Annotated in this window: 28 protein-coding genes; 26 read left to right on the forward strand and 2 right to left on the reverse strand. The window is 42.9% G+C overall.

Annotation, left to right across the window (positions count from 1 at the left end):
• Positions 1-12 precede the first annotated feature (12 nt).
• The 10 genes from MKZ09_RS09725 (at position 13) to MKZ09_RS09770 (ending at position 8,149) form a co-directional block, all read left to right on the forward strand.
• Positions 13-1,371, forward strand: coding sequence for a hemolysin family protein (locus MKZ09_RS09725; protein WP_076135925.1), 1,359 nt, complete (start codon positions 13-15; stop codon positions 1,369-1,371).
• Between the two features lie 164 nt (positions 1,372-1,535).
• Positions 1,536-2,216 (forward strand): response regulator transcription factor, encoded by a 681-nt coding sequence (locus MKZ09_RS09730; protein WP_076135825.1) that lies wholly within the window; start codon positions 1,536-1,538, stop codon positions 2,214-2,216.
• Positions 2,213-3,967, forward strand: coding sequence for a sensor histidine kinase (locus MKZ09_RS09735; RefSeq protein WP_076135823.1), 1,755 nt, complete (start codon positions 2,213-2,215; stop codon positions 3,965-3,967). Before MKZ09_RS09730 ends, MKZ09_RS09735 begins: the two co-directional genes overlap by 4 nt.
• A gap of 42 nt (positions 3,968-4,009) precedes the next feature.
• The gene (gene pssA / locus MKZ09_RS09740) at positions 4,010-4,534 is read left to right on the forward strand and encodes a CDP-diacylglycerol--serine O-phosphatidyltransferase (protein ID WP_076208246.1); all 525 of its coding nucleotides are present in this window, start codon (positions 4,010-4,012) and stop codon (positions 4,532-4,534) included.
• Positions 4,535-4,541: 7 nt separating this feature from the next.
• Entirely contained in the window at positions 4,542-5,036 is a 495-nt protein-coding gene (locus MKZ09_RS09745; RefSeq protein ID WP_036684072.1) for a DedA family protein, read from the forward strand.
• Positions 5,037-5,083: 47 nt separating this feature from the next.
• The gene (locus tag MKZ09_RS09750; RefSeq protein ID WP_076208249.1) at positions 5,084-6,109 is read left to right on the forward strand and encodes an AI-2E family transporter; all 1,026 of its coding nucleotides are present in this window, start codon (positions 5,084-5,086) and stop codon (positions 6,107-6,109) included.
• Positions 6,110-6,316: 207 nt separating this feature from the next.
• Entirely contained in the window at positions 6,317-6,535 is a 219-nt protein-coding gene (locus tag MKZ09_RS09755; RefSeq protein ID WP_036684070.1) for a spore coat associated protein CotJA, read from the forward strand.
• A gap of 3 nt (positions 6,536-6,538) precedes the next feature.
• Entirely contained in the window at positions 6,539-6,805 is a 267-nt protein-coding gene (locus tag MKZ09_RS09760) for a spore coat protein CotJB (protein ID WP_036684069.1), read from the forward strand.
• A gap of 50 nt (positions 6,806-6,855) precedes the next feature.
• Positions 6,856-7,425: a manganese catalase family protein gene (locus MKZ09_RS09765; RefSeq protein ID WP_076135817.1), complete on the forward strand. Its 570-nt coding sequence runs from the start codon at positions 6,856-6,858 to the stop codon at positions 7,423-7,425.
• Between the two features lie 115 nt (positions 7,426-7,540).
• The gene (locus MKZ09_RS09770; RefSeq protein ID WP_076208252.1) at positions 7,541-8,149 is read left to right on the forward strand and encodes a hypothetical protein; all 609 of its coding nucleotides are present in this window, start codon (positions 7,541-7,543) and stop codon (positions 8,147-8,149) included.
• 135 nt (positions 8,150-8,284) lie between these two features.
• On the opposite strand, the gene MKZ09_RS09775 is transcribed toward MKZ09_RS09770, so the two are convergent.
• Complete coding sequence (locus MKZ09_RS09775; RefSeq protein ID WP_076135814.1) at positions 8,285-8,914, reverse strand: LysE family translocator; 630 nt, start codon at positions 8,912-8,914, stop codon at positions 8,285-8,287.
• A 266-nt stretch (positions 8,915-9,180) separates the two neighbouring features.
• Here MKZ09_RS09775 and MKZ09_RS09780 point away from each other — a divergent pair, with 266 nt between their 5' ends.
• Both MKZ09_RS09780 and MKZ09_RS09785 read left to right on the forward strand, forming a co-directional pair.
• Entirely contained in the window at positions 9,181-9,561 is a 381-nt protein-coding gene (locus tag MKZ09_RS09780) for an ArsR/SmtB family transcription factor (protein ID WP_076135812.1), read from the forward strand.
• A 6-nt stretch (positions 9,562-9,567) separates the two neighbouring features.
• Positions 9,568-10,161, forward strand: a complete 594-nt coding sequence (locus MKZ09_RS09785; RefSeq protein WP_076208254.1) for an NAD-dependent epimerase/dehydratase family protein — start codon at positions 9,568-9,570, stop codon at positions 10,159-10,161.
• A gap of 117 nt (positions 10,162-10,278) precedes the next feature.
• Here MKZ09_RS09785 and MKZ09_RS09790 read toward each other — a convergent pair whose 3' ends face one another.
• On the reverse strand, positions 10,279-10,614 hold the full coding sequence (locus MKZ09_RS09790; RefSeq protein ID WP_076124810.1) for a potassium channel family protein: 336 nt from the start codon (positions 10,612-10,614) through the stop codon (positions 10,279-10,281).
• 582 nt (positions 10,615-11,196) lie between these two features.
• Between MKZ09_RS09790 and essC the strand changes: the two genes are divergently transcribed.
• The 14 genes from essC to MKZ09_RS09860 are packed head-to-tail and all read left to right on the forward strand — an operon-like array spanning position 11,197 to position 26,480.
• Positions 11,197-15,183, forward strand: a complete 3,987-nt coding sequence (gene essC / locus MKZ09_RS09795; protein ID WP_076208257.1) for a type VII secretion protein EssC — start codon at positions 11,197-11,199, stop codon at positions 15,181-15,183.
• A gap of 20 nt (positions 15,184-15,203) precedes the next feature.
• Positions 15,204-15,911, forward strand: a complete 708-nt coding sequence (locus MKZ09_RS09800) for a hypothetical protein (protein ID WP_076135808.1) — start codon at positions 15,204-15,206, stop codon at positions 15,909-15,911.
• Positions 15,912-15,931: 20 nt separating this feature from the next.
• Positions 15,932-16,183: a hypothetical protein gene (locus MKZ09_RS09805; RefSeq protein ID WP_076104573.1), complete on the forward strand. Its 252-nt coding sequence runs from the start codon at positions 15,932-15,934 to the stop codon at positions 16,181-16,183.
• 27 nt (positions 16,184-16,210) lie between these two features.
• Entirely contained in the window at positions 16,211-17,671 is a 1,461-nt protein-coding gene (locus tag MKZ09_RS09810) for a hypothetical protein (protein ID WP_076208260.1), read from the forward strand.
• A 21-nt stretch (positions 17,672-17,692) separates the two neighbouring features.
• Positions 17,693-18,046 (forward strand): hypothetical protein, encoded by a 354-nt coding sequence (locus MKZ09_RS09815; RefSeq protein WP_076135805.1) that lies wholly within the window; start codon positions 17,693-17,695, stop codon positions 18,044-18,046.
• 21 nt (positions 18,047-18,067) lie between these two features.
• On the forward strand, positions 18,068-19,117 hold the full coding sequence (locus MKZ09_RS09820) for an SAF domain-containing protein (RefSeq protein ID WP_076208263.1): 1,050 nt from the start codon (positions 18,068-18,070) through the stop codon (positions 19,115-19,117).
• A gap of 5 nt (positions 19,118-19,122) precedes the next feature.
• A complete protein-coding gene (locus MKZ09_RS09825; protein WP_076135801.1) occupies positions 19,123-19,692 on the forward strand; it encodes a hypothetical protein in 570 nt (189 codons plus the stop codon).
• Between the two features lie 6 nt (positions 19,693-19,698).
• Entirely contained in the window at positions 19,699-20,532 is an 834-nt protein-coding gene (locus MKZ09_RS09830) for a hypothetical protein (RefSeq protein ID WP_143767394.1), read from the forward strand.
• Positions 20,525-22,372 carry an ATPase, T2SS/T4P/T4SS family gene (locus tag MKZ09_RS09835; protein ID WP_081389017.1) on the forward strand — a complete coding sequence of 616 codons (1,848 nt, stop codon included), beginning with the start codon at positions 20,525-20,527 and terminating at the stop codon, positions 22,370-22,372. The genes MKZ09_RS09830 and MKZ09_RS09835 overlap by 8 nt, the downstream gene beginning before the upstream one ends.
• Positions 22,369-24,450, forward strand: coding sequence for a hypothetical protein (locus MKZ09_RS09840; protein WP_076208268.1), 2,082 nt, complete (start codon positions 22,369-22,371; stop codon positions 24,448-24,450). Before MKZ09_RS09835 ends, MKZ09_RS09840 begins: the two co-directional genes overlap by 4 nt.
• Before the next feature lie 13 nt (positions 24,451-24,463).
• A complete protein-coding gene (locus tag MKZ09_RS09845) occupies positions 24,464-24,967 on the forward strand; it encodes a hypothetical protein (protein WP_076208271.1) in 504 nt (167 codons plus the stop codon).
• A gap of 57 nt (positions 24,968-25,024) precedes the next feature.
• Complete coding sequence (locus tag MKZ09_RS09850) at positions 25,025-25,528, forward strand: hypothetical protein (protein WP_076135794.1); 504 nt, start codon at positions 25,025-25,027, stop codon at positions 25,526-25,528.
• Positions 25,529-25,587: 59 nt separating this feature from the next.
• Positions 25,588-26,121, forward strand: a complete 534-nt coding sequence (locus MKZ09_RS09855) for a hypothetical protein (RefSeq protein WP_076135792.1) — start codon at positions 25,588-25,590, stop codon at positions 26,119-26,121.
• The gene (locus MKZ09_RS09860; RefSeq protein ID WP_076208273.1) at positions 26,118-26,480 is read left to right on the forward strand and encodes a hypothetical protein; all 363 of its coding nucleotides are present in this window, start codon (positions 26,118-26,120) and stop codon (positions 26,478-26,480) included. The genes MKZ09_RS09855 and MKZ09_RS09860 overlap by 4 nt, the downstream gene beginning before the upstream one ends.
• Positions 26,481-26,484: the final 4 nt, after the last annotated feature.

Below are 26,484 nucleotides of genomic sequence, written 5' to 3' on the forward strand. Positions count from 1 at the left end.
CGTTGTTAAGTGGTGCATACGGAATTTGAAGTAGGGAGATTATTGCTTAATCTTTTGCTGGTTCTGGTGCTCGTATTATTGAACGGTATTTTTGTAGCAGCGGAATTTTCATTAGTTAAGGTCAGGCAGTCCCGCCTGACCCAACTTGTCAGTGAAGGTAATAAAATGGCTGGATATGCTCTGAAAGTTAATAAGAGACTGGATTCCTATTTATCCGCCACTCAGTTTGGGATAACACTTGCGTCGCTGGGCTTAGGTTGGGTTGGAGAGCCCGCGATTTCTGAGCTGTTGGTCGAACCTTTAATGTACCAGATGGGGATCACCGATCATACCCTGATTTCTACCGTATCTGTGATTATTGGATTTTCGATCATTACATTTTTACATATTGTACTTGGGGAGCTTGCTCCTAAATCGCTCGCGATTCAAAGAACAGAAGGCTCGGCACTGTTGTTATCTGCACCCCTGATGTTCTTCTATAATGTGTTCATGCCTTTTATCTGGGTGCTGAACGCTTCAGCCAATGCGTTACTTCGGTTAGTCGGTGTGGAGCCTGCAAATGAAAGTGAAGCAGCACACTCGGAAGAGGAAATACGTATTCTGATGAATCAGAGCGCCAAGAGTGGTGTCATTGACAAAGATGAAATGAAACTAATGGATAATATCTTTGAATTCTCAGATCTGCTTGCACGTGAAGTCATGCTGCCTCGTACAGATATGGATGTGCTTTACAGCAATCTTTCGTTAGAAGAAAATATGAAGATTATTACCGAAACGAGACATTCGCGTTATCCGGTTGCCTTGGAAGATAAAGACCGTATTATCGGTTTTATCCATATTACCGACCTGTTATTTGCTCCCCCGGAGCAGCAGAATGACCTTACAACTCTGGTTCGGCCTATCCTTAACGTTCCGGAATCGATGGAGATCAGCCATACTCTTCGTTTTATGCAGAAGAATAAGGCTCAGCTGACGTTAGTTGTCGATGAATATGGCGGCACAGCAGGTTTGCTGACAGCAGAAGAGATTCTGGAAGAAATCGTAGGCGATCTGCATGACGAGTTCGAAGATGAGCGTCCAAGTGTGGAACATAACGGGGAGTACATCTCTGTTGAGGGCCGGATGCTGATTGAGGATGTCAACGATCTTACGGGTGTTGTGATTGAAGACGATGAGGTGGATTCCATCGGCGGCTGGTTGTTTAAGGAGCTGGAGGGTAATCCAACCAAAGGGAAACGTGTCAAAGTAGAAGATGTTATTTTTGAAGTCGAGGAATCGACAAGATTGCGTATCACTAGAATTAATATCCACCGGGAACCACGTGTCGAGGACGAAGAAACCTCATCAGAACTGAATGAGGATAAAGAATAACCTATTAAAAATTGTAACGTATTGTTCCGGTTGATCAGGGATATAATGAACTCCTCCTGCAAGAGCTGTATGGCTCATGACAGGGGGAGTTTTTTGTGGACACATAAAGGACATAACGCTCGTCTATGCTAATGTTTATTAACTGTTTGAAAGCGGGGTCTAGATTGAAAAAGAAACTTCTTCTCGTTGAGGATGAAATTCGTATTCGTGAACTGGTATCTGATTATTTCTTACAGAATGATTGGGAGGTACTTGAAGCGGATAATGGAAGAGATGCATTGGTTTGGTTTGATTCACTGCTGCCGGATCTGCTGATTCTGGATATCATGATGCCTGCTATGAATGGCTTTGAAGTGTGCCGTGAAGTTCGTGAGAAATCAGCGGTACCCATCATTTTGTTAACCGCCAAGTCTACAGATGACGACAAAATCTACGGTTTTGAATTAGGAGCCGATGATTATGTTACAAAACCATTTAGTCCAAAGGTGCTAGTAGCCCGGGCAAATGCACTTATGAAACGGGTTGAAGGCACCCACCAGCCTGAATCTAGCATAATAAGATTTGGTTCCGCGATATTTAATACCTTAGCTCATCGGCTGGAGGTAGAAGATGCGGAAGTGGAGCTTACCCCTAAGGAATATGATCTTTTATGGCTTTTAATACGAAATAAAGGGATTGTCATTTCAAGGGATACGATCCTCAGTCGGATCTGGGGAATTGAGTTTGAAGGAGATTCCAGAGTTGTGGACAGTCATATCAAAAAGCTGCGAAGTAAATTGGGTTATGAATCACGTTTTATTCGTACGGTAATTGGCACAGGATACATGTTCGAGGAAGAGGCATGAGAAGACGGGGAATTACTTTTAAACTGTTTGTGATGACCGTTATCTTTTTCCTTTGCTTCTATGGCATGGTGATCCTAAGCCAATTGCTGTTGTTTGACAATTTCTATCAGAAGCAAAAAGAGCACCGCGTGGAGAAACACCTTAAGAGCTTTGCGGCAAGATATATAAGCGAGCCATGGGGAAGCACCCGAACCTCTCAGGAGCTTGTCCGGTTTATGCTGCGGAATAAAACACAAATGGTTATTTTGAAGCTGGATGGAAAGATGAATTCAGAAGATCCATTTCATATAAAGCTAATCGATGATGACGGGAAGAGTATGGTTGTTTCTTTATCCCTATTTATGAATCAGTACGGAGATTCACTGAGAGCAGCAAACATTAAAGTAGATGATCAGTTGAGCGTGGAAGGTGAACTTCTGGATGAAGACAGTGCTTCACCCGTTATACTCTACCCCATAAGCATTACAAAAAAAGGGGGCGGAACAATAGGGGAGACGGGAGAGACTGGGACGATTCATGCATCTGGTACTGTTGCAGAAGTTGTACTGCCTGATTTAAAAATATGGAATCCCCGCCAGGGAATACTGTTTGAGGCTCTTGAGGAATGGTTTCCTTTGACACCAGCGCAGATAGAAGACTTTAAAAATTTAAAAATACAGAAACAAGACTGGGTTGCTCCCTGGAGTGGGAGTCGCAATTCTGTGGTGATTCTGCCCCTGAAGCAAAGTAACGGAGAAATTGAATTACTATTCACAGTCACTTCATTACAGGAAGTTAAGGATTCGAACGATGCGTTACGTTGGTTCTTTTTATATCTGGGAATGGGTGGTTTTGTTCTGATTCTGGTGCTTTCTCTCTTTTTCTCGAAAATGGTAACGCGTCCGCTAATTAAGTTGAATAACATAGCCAAACGTATGGTTTCTCTGGACTTTACAGGGGACACATCGATTCGGCAGAAGGATGAGTTAGGCAGCCTTTCTAACAGCATGTTCACCTTATCACTAAGTCTGGATTCTGCATTACGAGAGTTAAGAGAGGCCAATCAGCAGCTAGTTGAGGATATGGAGCAGAAACAAAGGATGGAGATCATGCAGCAGGACTTTTTTGCCAACGCCTCCCATGAATTGAAGACACCACTCAGTATTATCAAAGGTTTTGCTGAAGGCTTGGAAGACGGCGTTAGCGCCGGCAAGCAGGATCACTACATTAAGGTGATTATTGAGGAAGCCGATAAAATGGAGTTTCTTGTTAAAAATATGCTAGATCTAGCGCGGTTGGAGTCGGGCACGATTAAACTTCGGAAAACTTCCTTTATGTTAAGTGAATTGACGGAAAAGGTGACGGACAAGCTGGTCCACTTGCTGAGTGAAAAACATTTGGAGGTCATCATTATTCCTGCAAATGAATTACCGGTCTATGCGGATGTGAACTGGATCGAACAAGTTATGCTAAATTTCATGACCAATGCTATCAGGCATGCGGAAGAAAGAAGTTCTATCACCGTCAATATTGAGAGTCATGCCCAGACTATAGTATTCACTATTCAAAATATAGGAGAATCAATCCCTGAAGATCAGCTGGAGCAGATCTGGGAACGGTTCTATCGGTCGGAGCCATCCCGCAGTCGAATGACAGGCGGTACGGGTCTGGGGCTTTCCATTGCGAAGCGAATACTAGATATGCACGCTTGTCTTTATACAGTGAAAAATACGGAGAACGGTGTCAGCTTTACTGTGACCTTTGAAGGTTAAACCGAATCAACAGAAATGCTGCTATGAAAGGGGTGAAATTGTATGAAATTGAACTGGTTGCCTTCAACGTGCACACTCGGAAACTTGGGACTAGGATCACTATCCTTGTATTTTACGATTCAAGAACGATATAGCCTAGCTTTATTAATGATATTGCTCGCGGCAATATGCGATGTACTGGATGGATTACTGGCAAGAATATTGCAATGTACTAGTGAATTCGGTAAACAATTGGACTCATTGGCGGATATTATATCATTTGGTTTAGCGCCTACCTTCCTTATCTTGTTGTATAGGTTAGAAGATGCCCACTGGATTGGACCGGCAGCTGCAGTTTTCTTTTTGATCTGTGGCGCACTTCGTTTGGCCAGATTTAATCTGTCGGCGCCTTCCAAAGGGTTCGTGGGGATGCCCATTACTGCTGCTGGAGTCATTCTGTCGATGATTTCTTTACTAGATGATCGTATGAAACCAGGATTGGTCATCGGATTAATGGCATTGCTGTCCGTAATGATGATCAGCCGTATCCCATTTCCGTCCCTTAAAAAATCCTTCAACAGGAAGTGATACAACCATGCCTTGGATTATAGAGTTCATTTCACAGTACGGATATTTAGCCATATTTGGCCTTATGGCACTTGGGATTATCGGACTTCCTGTGCCTGATGAGGTGTTAATGCTGTTTGTAGGCTATTTATCCTCCGTTATGGTTTTGGATTTTTCACTTTCTGTATTGGTTTGTTTCATGGGATCCATCACAGGAATGCTTATCAGCTATACCATTGGTCTAAGGCTAGGGCAACCTGTGGTAGCAAAATTCGGCAAGTGGGTTGGCCTTACACCCAAGCGTTTTGCGAGTATGAAAAAATGGTTTTTGCGGTTCGGAAACTGGGCGATTTTTATTGCTTATTTTATTCCCGGTCTGAGGCATGTATCGAGCTATATCTCTGGAATCAGTGCTATGTCTTTCAAAAAATATATACTCATAACGACTGCAGGAGCGCTAACCTGGTCACTTCTTTTTGTTTCCATCGGCTTTTTTGTGGGGGCTAAGTTTTCCTTTTTATAGCCATTGAAGTTTAACATTATTAATCGCAATTGAATGGAGCAAGATCAATGAATGTATTCAAGCGATTCTACGCGAATAGTACTACCAGACGCTTTTTTATTCTCGCACTTATTGGGTTGCTGCTGTACATGGTTCGAGGAATGCTTAATCTGGTACTGCTGACGTTTCTGATTGCTTTTGTCATGAACAGCTTTCAGATTGTGCTCAGCAAACGAATTGGTAAATTCATGAAGGTTAACAGTAAGGTGATTATTGTCATTTTATACCTTGCTTTAATCGCATTGATTGTACTGGCCCTTGCAAAATATCTTCCTAAAGTATTGGAGCAGATTAAGCAATTAGCCATCTTCCTCACCAATCTCAAGTCAGAGGATCTTCCGCAGAACAAGATTACATTATATTTGTATGATATGCTCAGGGACCTTAACTATCAGTCCTATATCAAAAGAGGCATCGATTATGTGCTGCAGGTTAGCAACTGGGGTGCAACTTTCGTTCTATCAACCATTTTAAGCTTTGTGTTTATTCTGGAGAAGAACCGGGTCGTCAGTTTCACTTCTAGGATGAGAGAGAGCAGGATTGCCTGGTTTTATATAGATCTGGAATATTTCAGCCGAAAATTCATCGTTTCCTTTGGGAAAGTAATTGAAGCGCAAATTCTCATTGCCATGTTCAATACCTGTCTTACTGTTATTGGCTTGTGGCTGCTTAACTTCCCGTATTTATTTGCCCTAGCAATTTTGATTTTTCTGCTCAGTCTCATTCCGGTGGTTGGTTTTTTGATTTCGCTCATTCCGCTTTTAATAATTGGTTACAACATCGGCGGTCTGATAACAGTTACTTATGTGCTGGCGATTATTGCGGTGTTGCATTTTATCGAAGGCTATTTCTTGAATCCTAAGCTGATGTCCACAAAAATGAATTTGCCAATGTTTTTCACCTTTAGCGTGTTGTTGTTTTCTGAGCATTATATGGGTGTCTGGGGACTTATTCTTGGTATTCCTATCTTTGTATTTATGTTGGATATTCTTGAGATTACCCACGAAGATTCGTTCAAAGGAGCGAACCCCTAAGCTGAATACTAAAAGACCTAAGTTATAAGCTGTTTCCGGTACTTTTCCGGAGACAGCTTATTTGTCATGCACATTGCACAAAAAAATTGCTAATGGGCTTTTTTTGTAAATAACGTTTTATATTGTGTCCTGCTGTCATAAGTTAGCTAAGGGAGTAATGTTCAGAGTCTTTAAAGAAGGAACAGGAACAAAGGAGGTACAAAAAAGATGGAATCACAGCTGCGGAGGTATACCCCTTTTAGGGGCCCGTTTGATCCTTGCCCACCGGTGCCGTTTAAGACGTATGTAGTTCCACCCAATCAATTTATCACCTTTCAGCCACCCGATTTGCCACAGTTTAGTTTGCAGGAGGCTCTGAAGTATGGAACGCTCTGGCCAGCACTATTTAGTCCGTATGAATCCAAGTGCAAAGGAGGAGGAAAATAGACTATGGAGGCAAATCCTTGCGACCAACGTTATTATGAATTGCTTGAACAGTTGCAGACCCTTGATTTTGCCTTAGTGGAGTTGAACTTATATCTAAATACGCATCCTGACGATCTGAGAAGTATTGAACAATTTAATCAGCTTACGCTGGAACGAACTAAGCTAGCGAATCATTTTCAGGAGCTATATGGTCCGCTGCAGAATTTTGGCCGCGCTTATTCTAAATGTCCATGGGAATGGAATCAACCCCCTTGGCCTTGGCAGGTGTAAGAGGAGTATAACCGTAAGGAACTATTTTTCTAGAGGAGGGAAGTTCCCGAATGTGGATATACGAAAAAAAACTGCAATATCCGGTACGGGTGGGTAAATGTGATGTCCGGATGGCGCGTTATTTGAGTGAGCAATACGGAGGCGCAGATGGAGAGCTCGCCGCTGCACTACGCTATATGAATCAAAGGTACACGATTCCAGATAAAGTTATTGGCGTGTTGAACGATATTTCAACCGAGGAATTCGCTCACCTTGAGATGATTGCCACGATGATCTACAAGCTGACGAAGGATGCTTCGGTATGCGAATTAGAGGAAGCTGGATTAGGTCCACATTTTGCAGCGCATGATCATGCCTTGTTCTATAATAATGCCTCAGGCGTACCGTTTACAACGGCTTATATTCAAGCTAAGGGTGACCCGCTGGCTGATCTTTATGAGGACATTGCGGCTGAAGAAAAGGCTCGGGCTACATATCAGTGGCTGATTGACATGACGGATGACGTGGACCTGCAGGATAGCCTTAAGTTCCTGCGGGAGCGGGAGATTATCCATGCGATTCGGTTTAAAGAAGCCGTGCAGATTATTATTGATGACCGGAATCAGAAGCGGGTGTTCTGACTCAAAGAAGAAGTCGCCATTTTGGCGGCTTTTTTATTTTTCTATTAGATAGTTACTTGGTTGGTTAAAATTTACTGTGTTAATATTAGCGAATATAACTAGAGGAGGAAAATTATTGAAAAGTAAAAGAATTTATACCTTATTAGTATTAATACCTGTACTTCTTGTACTGGCAGTTTGCAGCAGTGGTAATGCTAAGGTCTCTAAGATGGAGCCGGATACTTTCTCCAAACAGGATATGGCCATTTACAAGGTAGATAACAGCAGGGAAAGAGTCAGCTATGGCATGAGTCGTAAGAATGCGGAGAAGGTTCTGGGGACTGGAAATGAAGGAATTTCCAATTGGTATACATATGATTCAGGAGTGAGTGTAATCTACAGACATGATAAGGCTGTAGCCATAACATTGGAAAGAGAATCTCAGGGGGCATATAAAACTGCCCGAGGAGCTGAAGTTGGTACGAACAAAGAGAGAATTAAAGAGTTATATGGAGAGAAATATGCGATAGAGAATGCTTCGGAAAGTATGAAATCTTTGAAATATTTGGAGTATTATTACGATACAGAAACAAAGAAACTAGTAAAAGAAAATACGTCAGATTTTAAATCGCTCTCCAAAAAAGAACTCAGAGCCAAATATCTGCTTTCAACAACCTATAATGAGGACGGAAAGATCGGGTTGATCATCCTGACGGATGCGCAGGCAACCAACACTTTTGAATGATATGGAGATTTATTAATATGCTCTTCCAAAAGGGTGCGAACGATGTTAGGAGGAGAGATTAGGATTCGGAATTTTGATACAGTTTTGAAAAGACATAAAAAGCCGTTCTCTTTTATAAGAGAACGGCTTTTTATGTTAGAAAATATGGAGGCTCCGCAGGAATTGATAGAAGAAATACCCTCCAAAACCGATTAATACAACACCTGCGCTGATAGTCACCCATTTAATAGCCGTCCGGTTCATTGCTTTTCGTGTGGTGGATACAATCGTCATCAGGCCAATATCATGGAGCAGGATACCAATCAGGATACCTAATCCTACGAGCAAAAAGCTGCCCGTATTAGTACGGTCAAAGGAGTCGGACAATACGGTACCAAAGACACTAACCCAAAATACCAGGTTTCCTGGTGAGATCGCCACTAGCAACCCATTTTTGTAAGAAGAGAATAGTGATTTGGACGTCTTCTCTCCTCCAACGGAAATATCATGATCTGCATTCTTGATGCTGTCATAACCAACGTAGCATAGGAACAGAGCTCCAACTAACCACATAATTACTTGTATGATAGGCATGGAAAGAATAGAGGCTAGACCCAGGTATAAGCCTAGAATTAGGAAGAGGTCAATAGTCATTCCCCCGAGGCCGACAATCCAACCATGCATAAAGCCATTTTTTAAGCCTTGTTTGGTCATTTCAATGGTAATGGTACCTACGGGGAGAGCGATGGAAAAGCCGAGCAAAACGTATGTAAGAAATAAAGTCATTAAAATTAAAAGCCCCCTTTATCAAATTAAACGAAAGTATATTTTACACCATGAATTAATAGGGGGCAATTCTTTTGAGCAAATTTATCTATTACAAATTTGCTCTATAATTTTCGACGCTCTAATAGGCCGGTCTTTTTTATTTATTTGAGGATCGGTAGAGATGAATATTAATGGTCTTGATTTTCTTTACCGATGAATTATGGCTCGAAAATTAATATACAATAGTTCATATGATTAAACTATTAAACCTAAGGAGGCAGCCTATGGACAGACAAGAACGCTTAAAAAATCTGGCTGAGGAATTTGGGGAATGCAGTAAAGCTCTTGCAGCCATTGGAGATGAGACACGTCAATCCATCATTATTGCTTTGATTGAAGGTGAAAGTGATTGCGAAAAAGGAATTAGAGTTGGTGAGCTGACACAAAGAACCAATTTATCCCGACCAGCCGTATCTCATCATTTAAAGGTATTAAAAGAGGCTAATTTGATTGGTTTTGATCAGGAAGGCACTAAAAATTATTATTATTTGGATGTACTTAAAAGTGATATTTTCAGACTCAAAAGGCTGTTTGACCATATCGATGAGTTCATCAAGGATTCAGCAGAATCAGATCCTAAAACTATAAATGATGATGAAGGGTGACATGAGATGAAAAATGTGATTTTGTTAGGTGGAAGTGGTTATATCGGAACACATTTGTCGGAAGAATGGCTAAGAAAAGATCCTAAGGTGCAGATCATCAGCGTATCCCGAAACGGAAAGCCTGGAAAGTTATTACCGAGCCTCGTTAATCACAATCGGATAAAATGGATGTCTGTCGATATTTTTGATATCGATTCTTACATTAGTAAGTTACCTCAACAAGCGGATGCCATCGTTGATATGGTCGGCACTGCTACAGCAAACAGCAAGGAGGATTTTGAAAAGCTAAATGCTGAGCCGGTAAAAATTATGGTTGAGCTTATGAGCAGATTGAACATACCCAAGGGATGTTATATTTCAGGACGGATGGGAATGCCCTTTAAAAATAAACCGTTTCTTGAATCCAAGCATAGAGGAGAGAATATCGCCCTTACAAGCGGCAAAAATATCGGCATTGTAAAACCAAGTCTGGTTTACGGGGATCGTCCTGATGCGGTTGTCATGGTTCCTTTTGTACAAGCCGTAGGTCTTTTCAACAAGGATCTAAAACCCATTAAAGTGAATCAGTTGGCTCAGCAGATTATACAAATATGCATTTAATACTATAATATTAGTGATTTATGGACTAGTATATAAGCGATTATTTGAAAAGAAAGAGCCTCATTAGCTTCGGCTAACAAGGCTCTTAATACTATTACGAGTTTTGGATTCCATTATTTAATTGTTATCTTTATCGGTTTGTTTGATCAGTTCATAAGCGATATACCCGATCATTCCCAAGAACAGCCCTGTGCCTGCAATAATGTAAACGATCGTAAATATTTTTCCAAGTGCTGTCTGGGGAACAAATGTTGGATGACCTAAGGTACTAAGCGTTGCAACGCAGAAATAAATAGCATCCAGGACAGACAAACCTTCTTGTTTGACATAAAAAATGGTTCCAGACAACAGCGTCATCAAAACTAATAAGAATAATGCTTGGAAATTTTTACGTTTGAGCGCTTTCCATAAGCCCGAGAATAAACGTTTTAAAGTTAGTAAAAATGATAACATGCAGCTCCACCCTTCATTTATATTAGAGCATACATAACAAATCGTAGTCAAACTATTGAAACCAAGCAGCCTCTTACGAGGTTGCTTATTTGTTTTGAGAAATAGTTAGAGTCAGCAGCGATTTCCTGGTTCTCTCCCAAGTTAAATTCCTTCTAAGAGCATAAGTTTCCTTCAATTTGATAGAAATATTCTGATTCATAGGATCTATTATGGAATGTTGATTTTAAATTAAAGCTTTGAAATCTTCTATTTAGAAATGGAAGCGGACAGGAGTATTGGATAACCTTGAAAAAGTAAATGTGCCAAATGTCTTAAATTAAACTAGAAGAAAAGTACGATGAGGTGACCTTAGAACTGGATCTATATACACTAGTAATTTTACTATTATGAAAATAATGGTTATTTATTGGGGATCTTTGAACCATTTTAGCAAAAAATGTTATGGAAAATATAAACTATTCAGTCTCCAAACCGATAATGCAGTATGTATATCCTAAATTGGAAAATAATTTATAATTTATTTAAAATTTACACTATTATTTCTTGTTAATCCAAAATTCCTATCCAGTGGTGATGAAAAAGATGAGTGCTCAAGAAATGCTAACCAATCAGGTACAAAGAACCCCTCGAATTAAACCAAATTACCCGGAAGGTGAAATGGTTTTGGAGGATCCTGCCCGGCCATCGGGAAAACCAACCTTCTCATGGTTGACGATTATAGTCCCCCCCATCGGGATGTTAGTCATCTCTATATTTATGTCAACATTGACCAGGTCATTTACCATGCTGATATCAACCATGGGTATGACTGTTCTGACGGTCATGGTTTCAATTTTAAATTATAAATCCAGTGTGAAAAAACATCATGAACAGAACAAAAAACTTGAAAAGAAATATCTCAACTACTTATTTCAGGTTCGTAATGATTTACAAAGTGCCGCGAGTATGCAGCGAGAAGCCTATACATATATCCATCCAAGTATTCAATCTTGTGTTGAAATCGTACGGGGGAGAAGCAAGCAGCTGTGGGAAAAAACAGGAATTGAAGATGATTTTCTGAATCTCCGTGTTGGTGCTGGAATCCAGCCGATTGCTCTGGTGCCAACATATAGCTCAAAAGCGAAAGCAATTGATGACGACAACCCACTTGAAGAAATCGCCAGTAAAATATGCGAAGAGATGTATTTTGTACGAGACATTCCAGTCTACATACCGTTAAGGAGTATTAATACGCTCGGAATATACGGTAAACAGCAGGAGGTTCGTGATTTCCTCAATGCTGTTCTGGTTCATTTAACAACACACCAAGGCTACGATGATGTAAGGGTAATATGCGTGATGCAGCCTGATGATCTAGAACACTGGGAATGGTTAAAATGGCTGCCCCATACATGGAATAAAAATCGAAGCCAGAGAAGTTTGGCTACAACATCCTTTGATGCCTCCAATATTGCGGATGAATTACTTCCGGAGCTTAGAAAAAGAGAAGAAAACAGCAAGAATGGTTATGGACTCCAGCCAATGCAGACCCCACATTATGTTTTTCTGGTTTTTGCTCCTGAACTGTGGGACAGCACGGATATGATGAAGTATTTGCTCTCGGGCAATGCTTCACTTGGAGTGACCAGCATTTTTACATCAGAGAAGATTGATGTTGCGCTGCCGCTGAATTGCCAAGCTATTCTGGAAATTAAGGACGGTAAGGGGATGGTTCGCAAAGATACTAATCAGCTGTTAAGTCATTTAGCTGATTATTTCACTGCCGATTCCCTGGATAAAAAAAATTCGGAGTTTTTTGCCCGTTCTTTGTCTCCGCTCAGAATTAAAGAAGGTCAAAATAACAGCTATATCCCACCAATGGTTACTTTTCTGGAGAGCTTTGAGGTTGAGCAGGTAGAGTCTCTAAACGTAATGGAGCGCTGGTCAAAAAACCAGGCTAACCGTACCATGTCCATTCCTCTGGGCCTCGGGGCAGGTGGTAAATTTCTTTTGTTCGATATGCACGAAAAAAGCTATGGTCCACATGGTCTAGTAGCCGGCACCACCGGATCGGGGAAAAGCGAGCTGCTTCAGTCACTACTTTTGGGTCTGGCGGTAAATTATCATCCGCATGAGATTGCTTTTGTACTGATTGACTATAAGGGTGGAGGAATGGCTAATGCTTTTCTTGGGCTTCCACATCTGGTGGGAACAATCACTAATCTTGGTGGTAATCAGATCAATCGGGCCCTTGCCTCCATCAAAAGTGAGCTTTTACGGAGACAGCGACTGTTCAGTGAAGCCGGAGTGACCAGCATTGATAATTACATCGTTCTTTACCGCAATAAGGAAGTTAACCTTCCCTTGCCGCATTTGATCATAGTGGTGGATGAGTTCGCAGAACTTAAATCAGATCAACCGGAATTTATGAAAGAGCTGGTCAGTGCGGCACGGGTCGGAAGAAGTTTGGGGATTCACTTAATATTGGCAACACAAAAACCTTCTGGCGTAGTCGATGACCAGATTTGGAGTAACTCCAGATTCAAATTATGCCTGAAGGTCCAGACACCTTCGGATAGTCAGGAGATGCTAAAACGCACGGAGGCAGCAGAGATCAAAGAAAAAGGCCGTGGGTATTTGCAAGTTGGTAATAATGAAGTATTCACTTTGTTCCAATCCTCCTGGAGCGGAGCGCCTTATCAGGCAGGGGAGACAGATCAGGCTGGAAGTCCCAAGATAGATATCGTTTCACTAAGTGGTGAACGCAGAGCCCTGATTCCGAAGGGGGAAAACAGTGATGATGCCTCGCAACTGAGTGAGCTGCAGGCTGTGGTTAATCATATAGCTGCCATTTCTGCTGAGCAATCGATCGGAGAGGCCTTTCAGCTGTGGCTGCCTCCACTTCCGGAGACCATGACTTTAGCAGATGTTATGGATCAGAATCAGATCTGGGATGGGCAATCATGGAAGCAGCCAGATCAGAATCTTATTGCCACCGTTGGACGAATTGATAATCCGTCAGATCAGGAGCAATACAATCTGGATATTAATTTTAATCAGGACGGACATTTACTGGTTTATGGAGCACCGAGCAGCGGTAAGACAACGCTGTTAAAGACCATTATCATGTCCCTCGCCTTGAAATATGAACCTGATTACGTTCATTTCTATATATTGGATTTTGGTACACGTACCTTGGGAGTATTCCACGAGCTTCCACATGTAGGGGATATTATTTTTCCAGAGGATGAACAAAAGCTTGGAAAACTGATCAGTTGGTTGTTGTCCCAATTGGATGAACGCAAACGTAAGTTTTCTCAGCTTGGAATCAGCAATTTGGTCTCTTACAGTGCGGCCACTGGAGAGAAGGTTCCTTACATTGTTATTCTGCTCGATAATTACACAGGATTCTCAGAAGCCTATGATGACTTTATCTTAGAGCTTTCCAAGTTGGTGCGTGAAGGCGGTAATTACGGGATATACTTCGTGTTCGCTGCCAATGCTGTAAACTCTTATCCTTACCGAATCAGCCAGAATATTAAGCAGGCTCTAGTATATCAAATGTCTGATAGATTGGATTATTCCAGTATTCTGGGCAGAACAGAAGGGATGGAGCCAACGAATACCGTAGGCCGCGGACTGCTCAAAGATAACCGGATTCTGGAATTTCATACCGCGCTTCCTGTGGATGGCAGCTCGGATGATCAGATAGCTGCCTCTCTTCGCCGGATTAGTTCGGAGATGAAAGCAGTGGCAGGTGTGAATAATCCTGTAGGAATTTCAGTGATCCCGGACAAGCTTTCACTGGCAGAGCTTCTGGAACGCGTGCCTAAAGAACAACCGCAAGGGAATTATCTGGTTCCGCTTGGGCTGGATTGGGATACTACACTTCCGGTAGAGATTAATGTAAAGCAGGTTAGCAATTTTGTAGTGTCTTATACTACTCAGAAGCATGTGGACTTTAGATTTAACGCCCTAATACAAGTTCTTGATAAATCGGCAGGCGAATTAACCATGGAATTCCATCTGTTTGACAGTGGTGTTGTCAGTATACCAAGCCTGAAAGTTAGTTCAACGATTACCCGCTATATGAGTACGGCTGAAGAGTTTTTACAGCTCACACAATCCTTAGTGGATCAGCTGCAACTAAGGAAAAATGATGCCCGGCAAGCTTTTGCAGATGTCCAAAACCGCGAAGAATTTGACGAGGCTGAGTATATTCTGTCTAAGTACCCGCTTCTTGTCATTGTAATGCCTCATCTTAAGTCCGCTTTTGATCTGATGGAGAATGATTCACTGGATCATTTGGAGCGTATAGCAAGGTTTGGAGGTGGACTTGGTGTAATGCTGCTGGTCGGCAGCGATTCGTTTGAACTGAATCAAATGCATTTGGTCACTGATTTTGCGGGTGAACTGATTAACAGTGGACATGCATTGTTGTCCGATGGAAGACCCAACGATCATTTGTCTTATGCTCCACTACTCGAGGGTTTGGAATACCATGAGCTGAACGAGGTGTTGGACAATACTGAAGCGATGCTGCTAACAGAGGGATCCATTTCACGCCTCAAAATGATTACAGAACTATAGATAAGCAGGTGAAGAAAGCGATGAAGCCGGCTCGTGAAATATTTGAATTGCATCCTTTAGAAATTATCTATTTAACTGCTTTAATAGGAGGAACCAGTTTTCCAGGTCTGGAAATCGATCTTAAAAGCGAATCGGAGCGCAATTTACGCTCCCTAATGGATACACAGATGAGGTCGCTGGAAGTGAAGGGATATTTAGAGGTTGATTTTGTGGGGCTCGCCAAAGTGAATGAAGTGCTTCATAGAGGTATCGCTGTTGCATCCAGTTGCAAATCTTATTTTTGCCAGCTTATGCATACAAATCAGCAGACTTGCAAGGTCTTCTATTTTGTTCAGGATGAAGTTTGGTTTGAACTTGAGCAACAGCCGGAAAGTAACACCTATAAGCTTCAGGAGATTTATGCACTACATGAGCTGATGTATCAGGTCATTGAAAGAATCCCTTTAGTGTGGGAATTGAGCGATAAAGAAAAATTACAAAAAGCGATAAATAAAGAAGTAGATCTTGAAACGTGGGTGGGGAAATCTCTTCAAGCAGGTGCATTCATAACTTCCTTGGCAGAAATCCAATGCATTACTGAGGAGGCACAGGTGATTCGCGAACTGAACCTGTTGATTCATGAAGAACAAATGTGGCTGCTGCGTGGGGTGGAAGAAGACGTCAGTCAAACCACGCAATCCTTGCCTGCAGTAGTAAATGAGTTATGTAATTGGCTGCAAGAAGCTTAACAAATCTGGGGGATCAGACTATGTCAACTGCACTGACTACTTTTGTATTTAAAGGTGAAAGAGAGAAGTATTTGGATTTGGAAGTCTCTCTTTCTATTTCTACAGGGCAATGTATCGAGCTACTTAAGCAAGCCAACTGGCTTCCGGATAACTGGGAATTTAAATGTGAAGCCAGCCGTACGGGCGAAGAATGGATGGAGTTGGGGCCGCATGCTGTTCTCGCAGAGATTATACAAGGGGACGGAGCCATAGTTCGTATTTTACCCTATTGAGCTGGGAGATCGTAAAGGAGGATTCCTATGAAAAGCGTACACTTAGTCTGCTCGCCTGAACTTATAATGCTGCTATCCAGGTCGCTGGAGCATGAGGGTTATGTAATTTCCGGTAAACATTCTACATTACATAGTTTTATAAGTGGTTTCAGCAGCAAGGAAGTCGATCCTTCATCCATTGTAATTATGGAGGGCGGTGCGGGGCTGGGCACACCGGTCAAGGCTGCGGATATTATCAGTTTCATGACACTGATCCGGAAATATCTTAAACATACGCGGCTGATTGTTCAGTTAGATCCGGTGCTGCAAACGGATATTGAATTTATACGGACCCTTGTAAATATGAACATACATGATCTTCAGTTCACTACGGAATTCCAGGGCGATGATTTTCTGAACTGGATCAAAGAGAAAAAAACTACTAGGGATTATTATCATATCCTGGGTAAAAAGAAAGGCCTTTTTGCATCGTTTAAAGGCTCATCATCAAGAGCAGCTTCTGACGCGGCAGTGGAAGAGGCACCGTCTGCTCCTCCGAGACCGGTGGAGTCGCTTACCCGTCCACAGCCAGTGGCGGCCGGTTCCAGAACTGTAGCAGATGCCGCCAACAGGAGACCTTCCGTTGCTCCTCGCTCTTCAGCAGGATCAACCCCGCCTAGACTGGGGCCTCCGGCCAGAAAGGAGACCCCGTCATTAGCCGGAGCGGAAACGCTGGAGAGTCTGGAACAATCTATTCCGGTAGAAGAAGAGTCGATGCCAGCAGCAAGTACGAGAATTCTAGGCAGCAATGTACCACTTGTCATCGGAGTTTGTGGTGTCGGAGGGGAAGAAGATGTAGGTGCGGCGGCTTTTCTGCTGGCTGCGGGTCTGGCAGAACTGGGCTGGAAGCCTCTGGTGTGCGGAGATGACAGGCCCGAAATCAGTTCGCTTGAACAGATTGTTTTTAAGGGTGAGAAAGAAGATTCGGTTTCTACCATGTTCGAATATGAAGGAGTCACTTTCTATCGCAGAGGGTATTCGTGGGATATTTCGGAGCTTTTGGCCAGTGAGTTCACGCATATCATTCTATGGGTGGATATCCATCGGGAGCGGAAGGGCACCAGCGGACTCGAGCTGTGGTGGAACTCGCAAATTCCTATTTTGGTAGGCAACGGGGCTATGTGGAAGTATGAACTGCTGAAAGAGAAGCTGAACACCCTTAACCCTTATGAGCGCAAGCGGTGCAGGTTACTGCTGGAAAATGGACATCAGGAAGTATTACAAATGTTGAAAAAGGATTTTGCAGAAATTCAAACGACTCTGATGCCTGCACATCAAGATCCTTTGTATCCAGATAAAGCGGCTGTTGAATGGGTAATGAAGCTGCTGACCGTTCAGAAAAAGCTCTTTCGCAAGCAAACGTTGCTCTGGGGAATTGTTGGAATGGTCTTATTTGTGACCTTGTTGTTAATAGGCATAGGATTTTCATTCGTTCCGGAGAGCAGGTAATTATAAATCAGGAGGCTGGGTATGAATTCAGGTATGGTTAGAGGCATTGCTTTTGATTGCCATCGACTTCTCTCCCCTGCCCAGGAGTGCAGCGATAAGATGAGAGCGGCAATCACAGGAGTGTCTGGTTATTGGGTAGATTTGGGTGGGGAAGAGTTTAAGCAGCATTGTGAGGAATGGATTAAGAAAATGAACGAATTTAAAGCTGCCATAGCCCAAATTGAATCAAATATGATGAACTATGCAGATAAATTGCAGGTGGAGGAAGAGAGAGCAGAGGCAGCCAGAATTAAGGAAGCTGAAAGACAAGCCTCCGAACGGGCAGCAGCGGCAGCGGCGGCCGCAGCCGCAAAATCGACAGGGAAAATTAAATAGGGATGGAAATGAGGTCTTGAAGTGGCAATACGTAAGCGGAAAAAAATACTGAGATATACGATCCTATCAGGTTGTCTTGTTGCCGTTGCCACATCCGGGGTATGGTTTGCAACTTATCGCCATTATAACGCTAAGCTGATCGACGAGCGGGCAGCTTATGAAGAACAGCTGAATGATAAAGATGAAGTCTTGCAGCGCTATATGGACCAATCCCAAACAGCCTATGTATTGATATCTCCAAAGCTAGCTGGAGAGGTGATTACTGCTGAGGATGTAATGGAAGAGAAGCTACCCAAATTCTCCTCACCGGATAATCTGATCAGCGAGTCTAAAGCAATTGTTGGTAAGTACTTGAAGATTGATGCATTATCAGGCACAGCGGTAACTACTGAAATGGTACGTGATGAAGCGAGATTGGAGCCATCAGAACGAAAAGAAGAGACTGAATATATTAAACTGCCGCTTCGGTTAACGAAAAAAGATGTCGTAGATATTCGGATAGTTTTCCCAAATGGCGAGGATTACATAGTAGTAGGAAAGAAGTCGCTGAAGGACGTAGATTTAGCGAATCAATATACATTTTTTAATGACAATGAAGAAGAAGCACAGCTCCTGCAAGCTGCCCTGGTGGATGCATACATAAATAACGCAGAGCTTTATATGAAACAGTACGTAGAACCGGAGCTTCAGCCTGAACCTGTAGTCAATTATGTCCCTAATCTGGATGTACTTGGAGTAATTAAGGATAATCCGTTCATTATAGATCAGGCCAAGTGGAGTCTTGCTGCCAATCTTCGTAAGGAACTGGAGAAACGGCTCGAAGTTATGGAGGATGAAGATAGAATTCGTGTGGGAGCACAGGCACCAAGCGGCAGTGGTGTGATCCAGAGAAAGGCTGTGCAGGGAGCGGCGGCAGCAGAGGAGGCTGCAAAAGTTGATGACAGCCAATCCGTGAACGGAGTGATAGATCGGACCAATCAAGCGCCGATCGATTCAAGTGCAGACCAGAGTTCAACGGGTGTGACGAATAAAGAAGCAGCCACAGATGACAGTCTTCTGGAAGGAGAGTGACCAATTTGCACATTGTTGTTGCAGGGGATTGCGAGAAGCATGATTTCATACTGGCAGCGGCTATTCTGTTGAAAAGTTATTTCAACAACGATGTCATGATTATTTCGGATAACAGCAGGAATTATCAGTATTTTGAAGGCGAAGTGTCTGGTATAAAGATTGCAGATTCAACCGTAGCTGACAAACCGGATATCGTTCTGTATGACTGGCATCATGGGTATCCTGAGGGTCTTGAGGAGGAGATTATTGTCTTCGCGACCACCTATGACCGTCAGGCTATGGAGAACGTAGATAAGTTGCTGGATCAGAAACGGATGCCTACTGTACTGCTTGTCATAGAAGAAGAATGCGGACTTGGGCTGAAGTATGTGGATAAATATTATCCAGTGATTACTTCGAAAATCAGTTACATCAGTAGTCCGGAGCGAAGAATTAATTGGGTCCATGATGGAAGGGTGGATCTTAAGGTAGATAAGGATTTTGCCGAAGCTGTAAATGACTTTTTGATTGAAATTTGCGATGTTCCAAAGCAAGACATCAAGAAGCTGTGGCAGTATGCAAGGAAACGGGGGTAGGTAATTGTGCTAGTGGCTTTCTGGGGACCTGCTCAAGGGCAGGGGAGAACAACTTCGAATATGGCAGCTGTTGCGGCTACCATAGCGCTAGATCATCATATCCGCGTGTTAATGACACATACGCATTTGGAGCAAGGTGTGCTTGAGCATTTGTTCTCACAGACAAGAACAACGCTTCAATCTGCAAAGACCACAGGTGGTATGGATGCGATTGAGAGATTAGTGCAGTGTGGAATGCTTACACCTGAAGGAATTAGAGATCATGCAGAGTCCATTCTTAAAGATCGGTTGGAACTGCTTAGTGGATCTATGAGTGCTGAGAAACATGAGACAAAGCTCTTGCTTCCGCATATCTTCAAGGATTATCGCAGGTTTTATGATTTGTTATTTGTGGACCTCTCCTCCGAAGATGATCCGGAGGTTGTGTCTCTGGTTATGGAGCAGGCAGATTTGATTGTGGTTAACCTAAATCAGAATCAGGTAAGTCTGGATTCCTATTTTTTGAACAAAAACAAAGCTCCTGTGCCGAGTCATAAGCCAGTCCTCTATTGTATTGGGGCTTATGAGCGCAGCTCCAGGTTCAATAAAGAGAGAATTATTAAGCTGTATGAATTGAAGAAAAAAGCAGTAGGTGTTATCCCACATCATATTGGTTATATGGATGCTCAAAATGAACGGCGTTTTGTTCAGTTTTTATTGAAGGCAAGAGAAGCTAAATCCCGTTTTCTGGAGTTTAGTGAGGACGGAAACTTCACTGAGGCGGTACGACATATGGGACAGCTTATTCTCCGGATGCTGGAGATTTCTCCAGTATCGGAAGTGGATGCTGCGAATGATTAATCTGATTCTGATCTTTGTAGTCCTGATAGCTATTGGAGTGTTCCTGTACTTATGGCTGGGCAGACGTAAGGATGCTGCTCCACCTTCCGTCCAACTGAAATATGATATGAATGAAATCGTGCAGTTTCTGAGAAGGGCTTTTGAGGAGATTATAGCTGCGTCTCTTTATGAAGGAAGCCCAAGTGAGGAGGAATACAACCGTCGGAAGGCGCGGAGAAGGGAATTGCAGAAAGCGCTCCGAAGTTGCATGCACGGCGATCTTTCCGCTAAGAAATATGTGAAGCTTTATATGAAGGATCTATTAGTTCAGACCTACGGTCTGGATGAAGGAAATGTAGATAAGATTATCAGCTTCGGCCATACGAATCGATTGACTTCACAGGATTGCTTCGATATCTTGCTTTATGTTTTCAAAAAAGATCATGGTCAGAATGCATTTAATGTAATAGTAAGCAAATATAGCCTGGACACACTGCAAAAACTGCCTGATGGATCTAAGGGGTATAAGATCACCGAAGAACAGATCCGCCATATCTATCAGTCAGAGCAGCCGAGATTGTCCATCCAGGACAAGATTGAAATTATTGTTCAGAGAGCTTATCAAATTTATAAGGGGCTCGGCGTTATTGATGAGCTTCGAGATCAGAACATCGATGGAGTTAATGGAGGAACAAGTGGCATGCCTCCTGATGTCGTGCAGACTACAGATTTTCTGGAATATACGAAGCAGCAGCATTTTATTCCACAATCCTATGATGCGGTGTGGACGTTCTACCGCGGAAAGTCGCTTCACCTGGAATTCTTAAGTTTTGGTTCTGAGAAGGAGCTTAAGCGGGTTTGCCAAAATATCTATGGGTTTGGTAATCCTGGGCAATTAAATGAATCGAAGGGTTATATCATCAACGATATGGCTGATGGCAGCCGGGTCGTGGTTGTGCGGCCCAAAATGGCTGAAAGCTGGGCTTTTTTTGTCCGCAAATTTAACGATTCGCTCGTGGAATTGGATCAGCAGATCCAAGATCAAGGGGCACAGCTTGCGATTGATATGCTTATTTTTCTCATCTTGGGCCATCAGGTCACTGCCATTACTGGCAGACAGGGCTCGGGGAAAACAACGCTGCTTAAGGCACTGATCAAATATATTGATGCGAAGAATATCCGGATCCAGGAGACCTCCTTCGAGATCTGGGCGAGAAAAATGTATCCGGGTAAAAATATTTTATCCTTTAGAGAAACACCCTCTGTTAGTGGGCAGGATGGGCTGGATGTGCAGAAAAAAACGGATGGCGCTGTGAATATCGTCGGAGAGGCGGCTACTCATAGTGTGGTCAGTTATGTGATTCAGGCAGCCCAGGTAGCTTCTGAATATACATTGTTTACACACCACGGAAAAACACTGCCCAATTTGGTCAGCGCTTTGCGCAACAGTCTTATCGCATCGGGAGCTTTCAGTAATGAGAAAATTGCTGAGGTTCAGGTTGTTGAGGCGCTTGGTTTCAACGTTCATCTGGTACTACGTGCTGGGAAAAGATATATCGAACGGATTACAGAGATTATCCCGGCAGATCCCCAGTTCGAATATCCTCAGAACTACAAGGATCCTGAGAATATTACGGACAAGCTGGATGCTTTTATGGATACCGTGACCGAATATTTTGGCCGGATGACAGATCGGCGTTCCTATGATTATAAGGATGTCATTGTGTGGGAAGCCGGAGAATACGTGGCCAAACATCCGATCAGCAGCCGTAAAATCGATGAGATGCGCAAAAATATGGATGAAGAGGATGCACTAGAATTCACTGCATTTCTTGAGAAGTATTGGGGGCAATCCGCATGAATCTGCAAAACCTATTGTTGATTATTTTGGGAACCTCAGGAGTGCTACTGCTTGTCCTGCTTGTCCTGCTTAATATAGTGCAGCGTAAATTGAAGGGAACACAATATCAAGAGCAAAGGCGGCTAAAGGCTCTGCTGCCAACGAGAACTAAGGAAAAAAGATGGTTGGAGCAGGCCCATAAAACTTATCCGGTACTTGATGAACTGCCATTAGTGAAGAAACTTCTTCACCGGATGCGCTCGCGTCTGACCTTGGTTCATGCAGGCAATGAAATTATGATCAGAAGTCGTGCGGCTGCGCTAACGCTAATGATTGTTGCTTGTATTCTGATCATTTCGTTGAGTTCATTCCTCTGGACTTCATCGTGGGTAAGCCGTGCGACTATTATGCTAGTCTCAGTTTATCTTGGAGGTGTCCTTAGCGATCTCTTCATTGGGCGTTTAGTGAAGCAGATGTTATATGACCAATCGTCCATGATTCTGGATATTCGCCATGAATATCATCAGACACATATGGTGCAAGTCAGCTTGGAGAATTCTGCGGAACGTTCGAAACCAATGGTAGCCGTGCATGCTCGGCAGATTGCTGGAATTCTGGCAGCGGTGGACCCGGAAGATGAACTGCAGAAATATTATGAGATTGCCCCTAACCGTTATATGAAGCAACTAGCTGGAGTGAGTTACAAAATAGGTGAATATGGCGATGCGGATATCCATAAAGGGGAGCGTTCGATTTATCTATCGATGCTTGGCAATATCAGAGAAGAGATTCATATGGATATTAATCGCCGTGAGCGAATCGATCGTTTGTTATACGGTATTGTTTTTGTAGCCATTTCGCCGGTATTCATGCTGGATCCAATCCGCAATTGGGCGGAGGGAATGTTTCCTATTGTATCTAATTACTACAATTCGGCCTGGGGGTTATATTCTTTAATCTTACTTTATATCACGTTCATAATATCGTTTATTGCCCTGCGGATTCTCAAAGGTGTGGATGAAGACACTCAATCTATCAAAGATGAGGGGAAGTGGTTAAATCGGATCCTGAAGAAAAAATGGATTTTCAAACTGGCGGATCGGATCACTCCGGCAGAACATGAGCCTCTTCATTTCAAGGTAGCCGGCAAATTGAAGGATGCTAACTCTGGGCTGTCGCAACATGCCTTCTTTTTGCAGAAAACACTAGCGGCAGTAGTTATCTTTCTGCTGATCGTATCGCTTCAATTTTCCATCCATGCCAATATCAAGCACAACATTTTGCACCCCAATAAGCAGATTACAACAGGGGGCAATCAGACAGAATCTCAGAAGCTGCTGAGCGAGGAACGGTACGCTTTTGAGCAGACTTTAATTGGAGAACTGGTAGCGAAGGAGATTACACCGGATCAGATGTTGCCCTACATTCAGGAGAAAGCGGAGAATAAGTCTTTCCTTCAGAACAATCTGAACCAGAATGCCTATGCTGCACAGTTAATGAACAGGGTAGAGCAATATCATGAGGAGTACTACAAATGGTATGAACTTTTGCTGGCTTTTGGGCTGGCGGTGGCAGGGTTTTATCTTCCGGATGCTTACTTAATCATTCGTACCCAGCTGCGAAAGTGGGAAATGCAGAATGAGGTGGATGGCTTCAACACGCTTTCAATGATGCTGTCTCAATTTCCGAATATCAGCGTGTACGAAATGATAGAGTGGCTGCATCGTTACAGCTACATTTTTGAGCGGCAGCTGCTGCGCTGCATGCTGGATTATGAGGCTGGAGGCTGGAGCGCCATTGAGAATCTGAAGGAGGACGCACGGTTCGTTCCCCTTGAACGGCTCGCAGACCGCTTGCAGGTTGCAGCCGATCTGATTCCGGTGAAGAAGGCGTTTGATGATATGGATGCGGAGAGGGCATTCGCGATGGATCAACGCAAGGAGCACTATGAGAAGGTCATCAGTAGGAAAAGTACACTGGGTAAAATGTTTGGGTTCTTGCCGATGCAGGCAACGTTCACCTTATATTTACTGCTTCCCTTCGTCTATATGGCCTTCCAGCAGCTGGGTGACCTGACTGTTGTAACTGGCAAAATGTGAAGGAGATACAGGCATGGAGAATATAGCAAGCTTTTTGAAAACAACGATATCGATTCTGATCACGCTGGCCATTATATCATCCGGTCTGTTTTTGTGGGGGAAGACACAGCCAGTTGTCGAATTGGCGAATAGCCAGGCAGCGGCACAGGCTAGGGAGCTTTCGGAGCAGCAATATTCTGCATTTGACAATCAGATTGTCAGCGGCTCCCAGATTCTTACAGCTTATCGGAGGTACGAATCGCAGCAAAGCTTCTGCCTATACGTTGAGAAACCTTATGCCAATGGTCAGAATGAGGCAGAAAGAAGATTTAGCATGAATCCAAGCGGAGAAGGTTATTGCCGTGCGTTTGATTATTCCGGAGCGAAGTTCAAGGAGGGAATCGAAAGTGGTGTAGATGAAGAAAAAATTTCGAATGCTTCAGGAAATTATTATATTAGTCCGCAAGCTAGATATAGAGCGAAGCTGATAAAAGATAAAAATGAGCGGATTGCAGCTATTTTTTTCGTTGCGGAGTAGATGCGTTAAGAGCAATAAAATAAAAATTAGCTTCAAATAAGGTGAGGAGGAAACATCATGGAGAATATCTCGACCGGACTTAAATGGGTGATTGGCATTATTGTTACCATTCTGATTATTGCCGCAGGTGTCAGTATTTATCTGGTTATCAACAACTACTTCATCCGCGCACAAGAACAGACTCTGGCCCAGACCCAGATGATTAATCAAGCGGAATTCAATAGTTATGATAACAAGGATGTATCCGGCCAAGATGTGATTAATGCGGCAATGCGGTATAAGGGACGTCCGCAGTTCGCGATTAAGATTTATACAGGGGAGAATAAAACTGAAGGATTTTATGCGGAAAATACTTATGGAGCTCAATATCCAGTTCCAGCTTCTAGTGGGAGTGTAGACTTGTCTAAAGATGGAGATGGAGTTGGAGGATTCAGAAGTGTTTCTCAAATGCTGGATATAAAAAATGATGATTGTAACATTAATACTCTGGGACGCTTCCACGCTGAGATTTTCAGAGATAATAACGAAGAGGTCAGGCTAATTGTATTTACACAGCCCTAAATTTATTGTATCTATATTCGACTTTTAAAATTTAAAAATAAGCGGTAAGGAGAGCGATCATGGAGAATATTTCGACCGGATTGAAGTGGGTGATTGGTATTATTGTCACAATTTTGATTATTGCCGCAGGTGTGAGTATTTATCTGGTCATTAATAATTATTTCATTCGAGCTCAGGAGCAGACCCTGGCCCAGACTCAAATGATTAATCAGGCGGAGTTCAACAGTTATGATAACAAGAACGTCTCTGGCCAGGATGTTATTAATGCAGCAATGAGATATAAGGGACGTCCGCAATTTTCCATTCTGATAAAGACTGGAGTAAATACGAAAGGATTTTATGCAGAAAATACTTATGAAACTTATTATGGCATTCCAACAGTAAGTGACACTAATCCTGAAGGTGGTTTTGTTAAGGAGTCGTCAGTGGAATCACATAGTGTGTCTCAGATGCTGGATCAAAGCGAAACAGGTGTTGAAAATGCTGAAAATTGCAATGTAAATACGCAGTCTCTTTTTAAGGCAAAAGTATTTAGGGATAAGAATGGTGAGGTTCGATTAATAGAATTTAATCAGGATGAAGCCACTAAATGAAAACTAGCACTCAATTTCTACTAACCCTCTTTGCTTGGATCTTGTTTGCTGTCGGCGGATTTACGTTTTTACGGCTGGAGATGGAGAGTGCTGTTCCAAACAGGCACTATGAGCTGCCGACAGTTGCAGCAGCACCTTACAAAGGGACAGGTGATTTGAACAAAATTAGCGGTGAGCAGGTCATCGGTATGATCCCTCCAGCACTGGAGGGGGAATATATTTTATATATCGATGGCATTGCAATTAATGAGGAAACGGACCTTACAGCAGTGGATTTGCGTGGAGTGCCTGAGGCTGCTTATCAGTTAAGAGTCACGCGAACCGATGAGATGATTACGGAAATCTCCGCCACCCGCTAGAAAG

Source organism: Paenibacillus sp. FSL R5-0908 (assembly GCF_038006245.1).
Lineage (GTDB): Bacteria > Bacillota > Bacilli > Paenibacillales > Paenibacillaceae > Paenibacillus_AQ > Paenibacillus_AQ odorifer.